Origin of the sequence: Paenibacillus sp. FSL H7-0943 (assembly GCF_037963265.1) — a bacterium.
Taxonomy (GTDB): Bacteria; Bacillota; Bacilli; order Paenibacillales; family Paenibacillaceae; genus Paenibacillus_AQ; species Paenibacillus_AQ odorifer.
In genome coordinates this window covers 1,866,213-1,878,118 of sequence record NZ_CP150148.1, presented here as the reverse complement: position 1 = coordinate 1,878,118, position 11,906 = coordinate 1,866,213, and the positions used below count along the sequence as shown (strand labels likewise).

General features: G+C 47.6%; 10 protein-coding genes. 2 read left to right on the top strand and 8 right to left on the bottom strand.

Translation table 11 applies throughout. From position 1 onward, the window contains the following. Positions 1–44: 44 nt before the first annotated feature. On the top strand, positions 45–911 hold the full coding sequence (locus NSQ55_RS08110) for an AraC family transcriptional regulator (protein WP_339172513.1): 867 nt from the start codon (positions 45–47) through the stop codon (positions 909–911). 102 nt (positions 912–1,013) lie between these two features. Here NSQ55_RS08110 and mgrA read toward each other — a convergent pair whose 3' ends face one another. The 4 genes from mgrA to NSQ55_RS08090 form a co-directional block, all read right to left on the bottom strand. Beyond that, positions 1,014–2,012 carry an L-glyceraldehyde 3-phosphate reductase gene (mgrA, locus tag NSQ55_RS08105; RefSeq protein WP_076184700.1) on the bottom strand — a complete coding sequence of 333 codons (999 nt, stop codon included), beginning with the start codon at positions 2,010–2,012 and terminating at the stop codon, positions 1,014–1,016. Positions 2,013–2,119: 107 nt separating this feature from the next. Then, on the bottom strand, positions 2,120–2,860 hold the full coding sequence (locus tag NSQ55_RS08100) for an NAD-dependent protein deacylase (protein ID WP_076134068.1): 741 nt from the start codon (positions 2,858–2,860) through the stop codon (positions 2,120–2,122). 34 nt (positions 2,861–2,894) lie between these two features. Continuing rightward, positions 2,895–3,659: an HAD-IA family hydrolase gene (locus NSQ55_RS08095; RefSeq protein ID WP_076192853.1), complete on the bottom strand. Its 765-nt coding sequence runs from the start codon at positions 3,657–3,659 to the stop codon at positions 2,895–2,897. 34 nt (positions 3,660–3,693) lie between these two features. Then, on the bottom strand, positions 3,694–4,437 hold the full coding sequence (locus tag NSQ55_RS08090; protein WP_076126350.1) for an alpha/beta hydrolase: 744 nt from the start codon (positions 4,435–4,437) through the stop codon (positions 3,694–3,696). A 193-nt stretch (positions 4,438–4,630) separates the two neighbouring features. On the opposite strand from NSQ55_RS08090, the gene NSQ55_RS08085 reads away from it, so the two are divergent. After that, the gene (locus NSQ55_RS08085; RefSeq protein ID WP_076303830.1) at positions 4,631–5,671 is read left to right on the top strand and encodes a fucose 4-O-acetylase; all 1,041 of its coding nucleotides are present in this window, start codon (positions 4,631–4,633) and stop codon (positions 5,669–5,671) included. An 89-nt stretch (positions 5,672–5,760) separates the two neighbouring features. On the opposite strand, the gene NSQ55_RS08080 is transcribed toward NSQ55_RS08085, so the two are convergent. The 4 genes from NSQ55_RS08080 to NSQ55_RS08065 all read right to left on the bottom strand — a co-directional run bounded on the left by NSQ55_RS08080 (position 5,761) and on the right by NSQ55_RS08065 (position 11,848). Beyond that, positions 5,761–6,708: an ArsR family transcriptional regulator gene (locus tag NSQ55_RS08080; RefSeq protein WP_076126345.1), complete on the bottom strand. Its 948-nt coding sequence runs from the start codon at positions 6,706–6,708 to the stop codon at positions 5,761–5,763. A gap of 145 nt (positions 6,709–6,853) precedes the next feature. Next, positions 6,854–8,248, bottom strand: coding sequence for a family 43 glycosylhydrolase (locus NSQ55_RS08075; protein WP_339172505.1), 1,395 nt, complete (start codon positions 8,246–8,248; stop codon positions 6,854–6,856). A gap of 42 nt (positions 8,249–8,290) precedes the next feature. Continuing rightward, positions 8,291–10,039: a sugar-binding domain-containing protein gene (locus NSQ55_RS08070; protein ID WP_248547690.1), complete on the bottom strand. Its 1,749-nt coding sequence runs from the start codon at positions 10,037–10,039 to the stop codon at positions 8,291–8,293. Between the two features lie 27 nt (positions 10,040–10,066). Beyond that, entirely contained in the window at positions 10,067–11,848 is a 1,782-nt protein-coding gene (locus NSQ55_RS08065) for a glycoside hydrolase family 2 (protein ID WP_076279754.1), read from the bottom strand. Positions 11,849–11,906: the final 58 nt, after the last annotated feature.

The following is an 11,906-nucleotide window of genomic DNA, read 5'->3' as shown; positions in this document are numbered from 1 at the left end:
CTATAAGCCATTAAATGACATTAACACAAGAAAGGCTGTCCCAAATGGAGCATACTTATTCCGTAGGATCCAATCCAGTGTATTACGATAAACAGAACCTTCATGTACTGTTTGCCGGCCAGAGTCAGACCCTGCCCATGCATCAGGCTGGACCCAAGATCTATGATTATTATTTGCTGCATTTCATAGAATCTGGCTCGGGCGTTTTCCGTACAGAACATCATAAATATGAGTTGGGTAAAGGGGACTGCTTCTTGATCCATCCGGGACAATTAGTCAGTTACGTCTCGGATAAAGACCAGCCCTGGTGCTATCGCTGGGCAGCTTTTACTGGCAGCGAAGCTGACGATCTGGTGCTGCAGACAGGGTTCACACCCCAACAGCCTGTGGTGACTACAACAGGTGAAAGCCTCATTCCAGGTGCCCTGTCCAGCATCATGCAAGCCTTCAACGCCAACAAAGAGAGTGCCCATCTGACTTCGCTTGGCTATCTCTATCTCATTGTCGGCGAAGCAGCTGATTTGCTCTCTTCCTTCTCTCGTCTTCCCGGCGCAGAATCACAGGTTAAGCGTACTGTGAAGCAAATGATCCACTACATGGCTTCTCAATATGCGCACCCGGTCTCTATTGAACAAATGTGTGATACGCTGGGTTATAATCGAGCCTACCTGTCCCGTGTATTTAAGCAAGAGACCGGATTATCTCCGGTGACCTACTTGCTGAAGCTGCGGATTGAAAAGTCCAGACAACTGCTGCGTGAACGACCGGAGCTGTCCGTGGAACAGGTAGCAGCATCTGTGGGGCTCACCGATGCTTTATACTTCTCTCGCCAATTCAAACGGTTTTGTGCCCAGTCACCGACGGCTTACCGGATGACTACAACGAGACAAGCAGAGAAACCTGAAAGTTAGTTTGCCCTTTAATCCATAAATCCATAAATCCATAAATCCACTATACAACAACAGCCCGCCTTCCTTAACGTAAGGAACCGGGCTGTTACTGTGTTCAATATGCTATAGTTCTGTCTTTAGAATCGTTTCAATCCGCTCTAACTCCTCCGGACTGAAATCAGGATTAGCTAAAGCAGCTATATTCTCTTCAATCTGATCCACTCTGCTTGCTCCAATTAGGGCAGAAGTAACCTTGCCACCCCGGAGTGTCCAAGCCAGTGCAAACTGAGCCAGACTCTGTCCTCGCGAAACCGCAAGCTGATTAAGTGCGCGAATCCTCCGCTGCACCTCCGGTGTAATCCGGCTCTCATTCAAGGCGGCAGACGGCTTGGCAGCTCTTGACCCTTCTGGAATACCATTCAAATATTTGTTGGTTAACAAGCCTTCAGCCAGGGGTGTAAAAGCGATGCTTCCTACACCACTATGTTCCAGTACATCCTGTAAGCCGCCCTCAATCCAACGATCGAGCATAGAATAACTAGGCTGATGGATTAAGAGCGGTGTGCCCAGGCTTTTTAGAATACTGAGGGCTTCAGCCGTCTGCTCCGCATTATAGTTGGATAGTCCTATATATAAAGCTTTGCCAGAACGTACCGCATAATCCAGCGCCTGCATGGTTTCTTCAAGCGGTGTTTCCGGGTCTGGACGATGAGAGTAATAAATATCAACATAATCTAGGCCTAGCCGCTTCAGGCTCTGATCCAGACTAGCCAGCATATATTTACGTGAACCCCATTCGCCATAAGGGCCGGGCCACATGTTATACCCTGCTTTTGTAGAGATCACTATTTCATCACGATAAGGAAACATATCATTGGCAAGAACTTTACCGAACAGCTCTTCTGCTGAACCAGCAGGTGGACCATAGTTATTGGCCAGATCAAAATGGGTAATTCCAAGATCAAAAGCACGAGTGATCATTTCTCTGCCGTTCTCGTAATTATCGATCCCACCAAAATTCTGCCATAATCCTAATGAGATTGCTGGGAGCTTGAGACCTGAGTTCCCGCAACGATTATAACGCATGTTGTCATACCGTTTATCGTCTGCTACATATACCATTGCTTATCCCTGCCTCTCATTACACGCTGTTGTGAGCCTACCTTATCTTTAAACTTCTGAGCGTAATAATAATCTGGCAAGAGAAACCAAAGGACAGCTTTTTCCTTCTAGCTTAATAGATCCTTGACACTGCCCATTACTTTTCCAATTCGATCTGTAATCAGCAGATCCGCCTGATCATCATAAGGTGTGGGATCTCCGTTCAGCAGCACCGTACGTTTGCCCCGGAAATAAGTCACCAAACTGGCCGCAGGCTGAACCGTTAGCGAGGTCCCACCAATAATAAGCATATCTGCAGAGGCAATCGCTGCTACAGAGCCCATAAGCACGGAGTGATCCAATTCTTCTTCATATAAAACCACATCCGGCTTGATAATTCCGCCACATTCCGGGCAGCGAGGAACGATCTCAGTCATTTCCAGCAGTTGATCCAGCCCGTAATACCGTGAGCAGTCCATACAATAGTTGCGATGGATCGAACCATGCAGCTCAAGGACACTACGGCTGCCCGCCTGCTGGTGCAGGCCGTCAATATTTTGCGTAATCACCGCTTTCAGCTTCCCCTGCTGTTCCAACTCCGCTAGTAGCTGATGCGCACCATTCGGACGGGCCTCTGGATGAATCATTTTACTGCGGTAAAAATCAAAAAAAATGTCCGGTGAGGACATAAAAAAAGTGCGGCTCAGCATCACTTCAGGTGGATAAGGTGAATTGTGCTGAGTTTGATATAATCCAGCTGCGGAGCGGAAATCAGGAATTCCACTCTCTGTAGACGTACCCGCCCCTCCGAAAAAAACGATATTGTCACTTTCTTTGATCCAAGAAGCAAGTGTCTGCAATTGATCCATGCTAAGTAGCACATCCTTTCCTTTTATTAGCTGATCAGTAAGTGATCCGAAGCTCATTGAAACCGGAAATGATTACATCTGCATCTATAAGGTGCTCCCCATCACCACTGGCGGAAATCCCGATTGCGAGGCGAAGCCCTGCACCTTTACCTAATTGCATATCGGCATTACTGTCCCCAATAATAATCGTCTCTTCAGGCGAAAGCCCTAACTCCCGGCAGGCCAATTCAGCCATTTCAGGAGCTGGTTTTCCGTTTTTTACTCTGTCCCTAGTAACTACCGAATCAAAATAGCCTGCCACATTAAGCCATTCCAAATGCTCTCCGGTGGTCTTTGCCCCGTCGGAGGTAACCACGCCAAGCTTAAGGGATGCCGCAGAGCATTGCTCCAAAAAAGAATGAAGTCCCGCTAAAGGCTGTGCCATACGGCGTCGGCGTAATTCATACATCGCGTTTTTAGTTATGCTTTTCACACGGGTCAGCGCTTCATTCCAAGGAACTCCTGCTGCATATAGCTGCCATGCGAGTACACCGTAACTTTCTTCTTCTGTAGCCATGGTAAGCGGCCCCGCCGGGTCGTACCCTATTAACTTCCCTTGCGGATCATGTTGCGTACCCAGCACCTTGCTGCGCTCTACAATAAATCCCGCTCCCATGATCGCAAGTTGATCTTCCAGTCCACGCAGCACAAGCTCCGCCCAATTCCCCCAGGTGGCTAATAGATCGAGTATTGTCCCGTCTTTATCAAACAATATTCCGGAGCAGGGAACGCATTCATCGTTAATGTGTAATATGGGCATGAATTGTTTCCTCCCTCTGTTGAACGACCCGTAACTACCTCAGATTTCCCAGCCAATCCAACAGGGCACTTACTGTGCGACTCTGCTGTTCTTCCTCGGATATTGTGGCTTCGCCGTCCCCCTTCTGAGGCCCGTAGCTGCCAAATTGCGCATGATTCCCACCTATAATTGAACTATAAACTGTATTATCTGGCAGATAGGAGCGCCCTTTGTTGTAGCTGTCTCTGTCAATCACTTGATCCTCAGTACCCACAACCGATAACACTGACAAAGTAGTCTCTCGCAGACTGCCCTTTTCATCTGGATAAGAGGCTAAGAAAAATACACCTTCCAGCTGGTCCGTATGCTCAATTGCGTAACGTGAGGCCATGACACCCCCAAGTGAATGTCCACCCAGCACAAAAGATTGCTTCGGATGCACACGAATAATCTCTTCTGCGGCATCCCCCTTCGTAACGGCTAAATTAAACGGCATTTTGGCGATGTAGAAGGGATGCCCTGCAGCAGCGACGCTCTTCGCAAGAGGGGAATAAGCTTCCGGTTTAACCAAAGCCCCGGGATAAAATATAATCGAGGCGCCTTTAGTAATGGAAGGTTCGAACGAGATCCAATTATCATTCTGTTCGACGGTAACTCCACCACTTGAAATCAGTGCGGTTTCGGCCTCTTGAGCCGGTGCATATGGCGTTAAATACTTCCATATCAGCAACCCGGCTACCACTAAAATAATCAATACAAAAATAGCGACGCGACGCTTAGTTATTCTTCTCTTCAACATGTTCCACTCCCAGATGTTAATGCATATAAAAATTATAGTGGAATCCCTCTATTCTAACAACCTTCAACACATCGCCACATTTCGCACACATGATAACGCTTTCTATTGTGACTTAATTCACAATTAAATCAAAGAAAATCTAGTATTTTAAAATTAAATTAATTTGCATACAGCATAATTTGGAGGCTAAATCATGGTAGGGGAAAACTCGCTGGAAACGCGCGGAGAAACCTTTTTTCTCAACCTGCGTTTTATGCTTATTATCACTGTTTTTGCCGGTAATGCAATTGAACCTCTGATTAACAAAATGAGCGGAATACACGGATTATATATGTGGATTTTCAGCTTTCACATGCCGCTGTTCGTACTGGTGACCGGCTATTTCGCCAGAAAAAGCCTTGCCGGAACTACCGGCCGCAAAATGCTGCTGCAAATTGGATTGCAATACCTCATTTTTCAAAGCTTATATTCCGCACTCGACGTTTCCCTCTTTCATGTAAGCAACATCCAGCATTCCATTTTCGCACCCTATCTGCTCCTATGGTTTCTGGCCAGTCATGCCTGCTGGCGCCTCCTGATGCTCGGTATGAGCAGATGGTCCATAACCGCTAAGCTCCTCTTCGCTGTAACAGCGGGGGTGGCTGTCGGATATCTCCAGCTGGACGGTGTATGGTTTAGCATCAGCCGTACCTTTGTATATTTGCCTTTTTTCATTATCGGCTATCATTTCTCCTTCGAAACCTTCGTCAAGCTCTATCAGAAATATATCAAAATCTTTGCAGCAGCCGCCTCCATTCTACTCCTTGCCGTCATGGCCGCATGGGGGGCAGGATTTCCCTTTGGCTGGTTATATGGCAGCATGACCTATATGCAGCTTGATGCCAATGTATGGTATGCAGGCGTATACCGTCTGGGACTGTACGGACTACAAATTGTCGCTTCACTCACTTTCCTCGGCCTCGTACCTTACGGAGCGAGCCGCATGACCGACTGGGGGCGCCGCACGTTGTATGTTTTCCTGCTTCATGGTTTTATCGTTCGTCTGGCTGCCGTTTCCGGGATTTACACCTATATTGGCAATGCTGCTGGGGCAGTAGTCCTGCTGCTCACCGCCGTATTATTCACCGTATTGCTGGCTCAGCCGTCCGTTAAACGGCTCTTTCACCCGCTGGTTGAGCCGTCCGTTGACTGGATGATCACCCTTCAGCGTGCCGCCCTACGGCGCACACTCTAGCTTTACATCCAGAACAAACAAAGCAAGGCGGTTCCTTGGATACGAAGATTCGTTTCCGAGGAACCGCCTTGCTTTGTTCATCTCCTAAGCTAAAGTTCTACTTCATCCTGATCCATGGTATATTTTACCTTCATCATAATATGTTGTTCATAATCGCCAAACTGGCGCCCGAACAGGTTAAGTCCGCCTTGATGAACTGCATCAGGGTTGATTCCAATGCGCAGCCGCAATTTGGGGCTCCGGTTAATCAGAAGATCATTTAAGGAAACATTCGACACCTTCTCCATATCAAGTGTCGTCTTTTCATGGTCAACACGCCAGGTCTTGAGAAACCCGTATTGTGTAGATCCATCCCACCACCAGTTCGGATTCAGCTTGCCCCGCCGGTCACCGAAATCACCGGGACTGGTCCACATGCCGATCTCCGATCCATTCACCCATACAGAGATGTTCGAAGGCCAGTTCTGGTCATAATTCGGAGCTTCCGAACAGATCTCCATGGATAATTCCAGCGATTCAATTTGTGCTCCGGAGGGGATATCCATAGGCAGCAAATATTCCAGAAATCCTTTGCGGAGCCAGATCAGCTGAGCGTTGACATGTTTAGGGTGATAAAAGCTCGACGGTTCATCTTCTTTGATAATAAGACCCTCGCTATTAGCCATTCCGCAAGTAGGAGATACCTCACAGTCGCTATAATGGCCGATCGGCATCTCTACTTCATAGACATGAGTTAATCCCTTTGACATCGGTTCTTTCAAATTCAAGGCAATATGAAGATCATCATAATTCCGGCTGCAAACTTTCATTGCCCCGCGTGAAGCCGGAAGCAATTCTGTATGAATTAACTCTGCTGCTTCTAATACTTTAATATTGCTTGCTACCGTCGACACTGGAAGCTTCAGCCTCTCAGCGATTTCAATAATATTTAAGTTTTTGGAGTTTAAGAGCCGAAGAATATCAACCCTAGAACGAGTTGATAAAGCATGCGTTACTGTGACTAATTTTTCCGGGTCGTTTAAGCTAAGTTCCAGCACAAATCAGCTCTCCTTGTATCCTAATAATTATCCTAATCTTACTTCTTAATGAGATGAAAAACAATTACACCTACAAGCCCTTTCACCTAGAAATGACCTCCGGAAAACCGGAAGCCATTTCATATGTCTCTTAGGTTTGTTCGATTCACAATGGCTTAATATCAATGAAATCAATTTCTCCGTAACCTTCGCCTTTGGTAAAACGAAGCTTGTTCATGCCTGCCTTCAGTTGAACCCGGGCTGTGGACAGCCCCCAATTCTCCCACCCTTTATTGGTGATATAGAATGGGCTGGCAGGTCCTGCATTGACACTAAGCTGAAAATTCGACCAATTCCCGCCAGACGTTCCATTCGCCGTTCGAGCCAAAAGAATATACTCGCCTGCGGCTGCCGCATCAACCGAAAATTCCACGTAACTGTCCGGCGTATCAATATGACCCGCCTTAAGTCCAGCCGAGCCCTTGGGACTCGAAGAGGCATAGGCATCGCCGCCAAATGTCCCTTTTTCCGCTTCGTAGCGGGTATGCATGGTTTCACCTGAAGGCAAAGTTATCGGAAGATTAGGGTCAACGGGAATACCCAGATTAGGTGTATGATCAGCATTCCAGCTGAATTTCTGCATCCGCACCTCGCGGTTCCAGCCAGCGTTATTGTATTTGGCGACATGGTACATGATCCAATCCTCTTGGCCGTCAGGAGACTTTGTAAACGAATGGTGTCCAGGTCCATAAAGTCCATTGCCTGAGGAAAAGATAGGCTGATTGCGTTTATTCCATGATGCCGGATTCAACAGATCACTGGAGATGTCTGCGGTGATCAGTCCCAGACAATAATCATTAGTCCAGCTTCCGCTTGCCGAGTAGACCAAACTAATGACTTCTCCATTTATAATCACCTGTGGTCCTTCATTCACATTTGGGGAATGATTCGTTTCCCAGCTATACGCTGGTCTTGAAATCTCTACGCGTTCGGAATCAATGGTCCAGGGATTACTCATATGCGCGATATAGAGATTCTGCCGCACATTAACATTCCCCTCCCAGCCGGACCAGATAAAATACAGCTCGCCGTTCACTTGCAGCACAGTACCGTCTATAGCCCACTTATTGCTTGAATCTGTGATCTGGCCTTTGTACTGCCAAGTTCCCTGCATCGGGTCTGCTGCTGTGTTCTCCATTACATGCATGCGGTGGTTTACGTTATCTCCGTCGTCCATCGCATAGTAGATATACCAAGCTCCGTTTATATAATGTAGTTCAGGCGCCCAGATGCCGCTACCGCCCGTGTTGACAACTTTAGTAGGCGCTGCATCAATAGTGGTCAACTGGGCTGACTTCCAGAGGGTAACATTGCCACCTGTTGTTTTGGTGAAATAATAGAAGCCATCTGTATGTTTATACACCCATGGGTCCGCCCCGTCCTGCATAACCACGTTGTAAAAGTCATTATGATCAGAGACTGCAAGGGTCACCTTCCCCATTGGAAGAATAAGAAGAACACTTAAGGCGACCAGACATTTTTGCCGGAAATTCACTTTCATAATCTATCACATTCCTTTCGAATGAATAGTTACGTAGCGCCTCTAATCTTCAATTGCAGCCTTACGCGCATTGATGCCGCGGATTCGCTCGGGGTCGAACTTCGGCTGTCTGTCATAAGTGTACAGTCCATTGACTTCCTGCTCCACATCGTACAGCTGGGTATAGCAGAATCCAAACATCAGCGGATGATCCAATAGAACATTCGTCAACCCCTCGTAGCGTTCGATAAACATTTGCTCTGAGGTCGGTCTGTCCCCATACCCCCATGATTTTTCATCTTTCTGCTGCGGGTTCCACCAAATTCCGCCATACTCGCTGATGAAGTAAGGTTGACCTTCATACGTTTGGCGATCCGGGAAGGTATTGAATACTTCTCCGCCACTTTTCATCGGTTCATATCTGTCCCGGAACGTCTGCGGATTCTGGTCATAGTCATGAAGATCGAAGATATCTGTAGCCACATGGAAGTTGCCGCTTGTATCAATTACTGGACGTGTTGGATCCATACGTTTTGTTACGTCGTAAACAATCTGGAGCACGGGGTTATGCTGTTTCGCACCGTCCCGGTCCCAGGTCTCATTAAAAGGGCACCAGCCGATCAGCGCGGGATGATTGAAATCACGCTGCATACCTTCGAGCCATTCCGGCAGGAAGTGAGTCAGGCTATCCGCTCCAGTAATATTCAGCCCCCAATTGGCATGCTCTCCCCAGACAAGATAACCTAATTGGTCAGCCCAATAAAGATAACGCGGCTCAAAGATCTTCTCGTGAAGCCTCGCGCCATTGAAGCCAAGCCCTATTGAGATTTCGATGTCTCTGCGCAGATCTTCATCAGTAGGAGCGGTATAGATTCCCTCCGGATAAAAACCTTGATCCAGAACTAACCGCTGAAATACGGATTTCCCATTGATCCGGAATGCCATCCCATCCAGTCGTACCGTGCGGAGTCCAAAATAAGAATGGACCACGTCACTCTCCCGTCCCTGACTATGCAAGGACAACTTCAGGTCATACAATCTGGCGTTTCCAACTTCCCACAAGTGAATCTCTGATAGTGGAATCGTAAGTTTTATAGAGGGTCCGGAAACGATCACACTGCTGTCCCCAACGGGTTTGCCGCCATAAAGAGCAGTGGCCCTAAGCGTGTCCCCCGCTGCGTTCCCTTGTACCTTCATTTCGAGGTGCACACAGCCATTGTCGGGATCAGCGACAACTTTCAGATTAGACAGATAGGTTTCAGGGACTTGCTCAAGCCATACCGTCTGCCAGATTCCTGTAGTGCGTGTATAATCACAGCCGTGAGAATGGAACTGTTCACTCTGCTTGCCCCGTGGCTGTCGTCCCGATCGAACGTCGTCTTCAGCATATACAGTAATCACATTACTGCCCGCTAAAAGATTAGAAGTAATATCAAAGCTAAACGGAGTATATCCTCCGCGGTGCGTACCTACGGATACGCCGTTCACCCAGACCTCCGCCATATAATCAACGGCGCCAAAATGAAGGATAACTCTGCCATTTGTCCAGCTCTCCGGCACGGTAAACTCCCTTTTATACCATACAGCAGCCATAAAATCTTTATATTCTACACCGGACAGCTTGCTTTCCGGACAGAAGGGCACAGTAATTGTCCCTGAGAGATTATGATCGTTAACAGGGTATCCGCGCTCCTTCCCACTTTTGCCATGATCAATTTCGAATTGCCACTGGCCGTTCAGATTGATCCACTCTGGTCGAACAAAGTCAGGGCGGGGATATTCAGGACGCGGAAGCGTTGCTTGTTGTGTCATGGTGTAACTCCTTTTAGTAAATGTTATTTATTGGATATGCATCATAATGTTGCGGATCGCTTCAAGCGGAGCTTTGGGCTGTCTATCATAGGTGAGCAGTCCGTTGATTTCCTGCTCGACATCCGTCAGCTGGGTATAGCAATACCCTTGGATCACCGGGGAAGTGAACATTGGGTCAACCACAGCCTTGAGCTTCATCAGGAAATCCTCTTCATTCTCTGCCCCAGAATAACCCCAGCCCTCCCACTCACTTTTCTTGAAGGCAATTCCACCAAACTCGGATACGAGAATCGGCTGGCCTTGATACGAAGCTCCACCGACAAATATTTTGCGGTTGGCCGGCATCGCATTTACAGAAGATTCTGCCGTGGCATATCTCTCCTCCAGCACTGCCTGATGGCTCTCATAGTCATGAATAGTCACCAAATCTGTAGTCATATGCTCCCACCCATCGTTATACACAACAGGTCTCATCTCATCCAAGGATTTCGTTAAATGATACATAGCCAATCCGTGCTGCTGCTGGCGTGTATCAATCTGGACATTGGGAACACCCCAGCTCTCATTAAGCGGAACCCAGGTCACGATACAAGGATGGTTATAGTCGCGCTCGATGATCTCCTGCCATTCCTTCGTGAAACGGCGGACATACTCCTCGGAATATTCGTAAGCATTGGCTGCCTCACTCCATACCAGCAGGCCGAGCTTATCACACCAATACAGGAACCGGGGATCTTCTGTCTTCTGATGTTTTCTTACCCCGTTAAAGCCCATTTCTTTCGTCAGCTGGGCATCACGTTTCAGCTCTTCGTCTGTAGGTGCGGTTAGTATCCCGTCAGGGAAGTATCCCTGATCAAGCACCAGTCTCTGGAAATATGGGCGGTTATTCAAGCATAGCTTGCCATTTTCAATCGACACCTTGCGCATGCCGAAATAACTCGCCACTTCGTCAATTACTTCCTCATTCCGAAGCAATTGAAATTGAATATCATACAAATTCGGATGCTCAGGGCTCCATAAACGTCCAAGACCATGATCCGCAAAATCACCCAAGCCGATAGTGCGCAGCTGCTCACCATTCATGACCATATATTGATCTTCCGCAATTACTTCACTGTCATACGATACCGTTATGCGCAGCTTGAGCGGATCAGCAGACTTAAATCCTTGCAGAAAGGTCCGAAGCCGGATTTCATTGCGGTCAATATCTGGTGTCATCATGGTTTTACTCAGATGCACTGCAGACAGCGGTTCAAGCCAGACACTCTGCCAGATTCCGGTTGTGCGGGTATAAAAGATGGCAGCAGACTGCTCCAGCCAATATTGCTTGCCACGCGGCAAGGTGACATCACGGCTGAAATCCTCTGCGCGCAGTATGATGGTATTCCTTCCTTTGAGCAGCGAAGGAGTGATATCGACCTGAAATGGTGTATGTCCGCCTTCATGCACGGCCACCAGCTGACCATTCACCCAGACTTTTGCCAAATAATCAACGGCGCCGAAATGGAGGACAATCCGCTTCCCATTCCAACCCTCAGGAACTTCAAAAGTTCTTCTATACCACACAACATCATGAAATGAAGGATCTTCAATCCCGCTCAGCTTGCTCTGAAACGCAAAGGGCACTTGAATAACCCGTGAAAATAAACCCTTTGTGTCCGTCCGATACCATTGTTCTTCCTCACCGACATCTTCATCATCAAACGTAAAATCCCATTCTCCATTTAGGCTAAGCCAATCCTTACGGGCAAATTGGGGTCTTGGATATTCTGGACGTGGAACGGATGTGCTGCTTGCTTCTGTCAACATGGTGTACTTCACTCCTATTAAATAATTTCTATATAAGATGAACTTGTTTTTTTGCCCG

What these genes read in the sequence shown, in the direction of transcription:
- NSQ55_RS08110 (WP_339172513.1), top strand. Translation starts at nt 45, where the DNA reads ATGGAGCATACTTATTCCGTAGGATCCAATCCAGTGTATTACGATAAA.
- mgrA (WP_076184700.1), bottom strand. Translation starts at nt 2,012, where the DNA reads ATGGTATATGTAGCAGACGATAAACGGTATGACAACATGCGTTATAAT.
- NSQ55_RS08100 (WP_076134068.1), bottom strand. Translation starts at nt 2,860, where the DNA reads ATGGATCAATTGCAGACACTTGCTTCTTGGATCAAAGAAAGTGACAAT.
- NSQ55_RS08095 (WP_076192853.1), bottom strand. Translation starts at nt 3,659, where the DNA reads ATGCCCATATTACACATTAACGATGAATGCGTTCCCTGCTCCGGAATA.
- NSQ55_RS08090 (WP_076126350.1), bottom strand. Translation starts at nt 4,437, where the DNA reads ATGTTGAAGAGAAGAATAACTAAGCGTCGCGTCGCTATTTTTGTATTG.
- NSQ55_RS08085 (WP_076303830.1), top strand. Translation starts at nt 4,631, where the DNA reads ATGGTAGGGGAAAACTCGCTGGAAACGCGCGGAGAAACCTTTTTTCTC.
- NSQ55_RS08075 (WP_339172505.1), bottom strand. Translation starts at nt 8,248, where the DNA reads ATGAAAGTGAATTTCCGGCAAAAATGTCTGGTCGCCTTAAGTGTTCTT.
- NSQ55_RS08070 (WP_248547690.1), bottom strand. Translation starts at nt 10,039, where the DNA reads ATGACACAACAAGCAACGCTTCCGCGTCCTGAATATCCCCGCCCTGAC.
- NSQ55_RS08065 (WP_076279754.1), bottom strand. Translation starts at nt 11,848, where the DNA reads ATGTTGACAGAAGCAAGCAGCACATCCGTTCCACGTCCAGAATATCCA.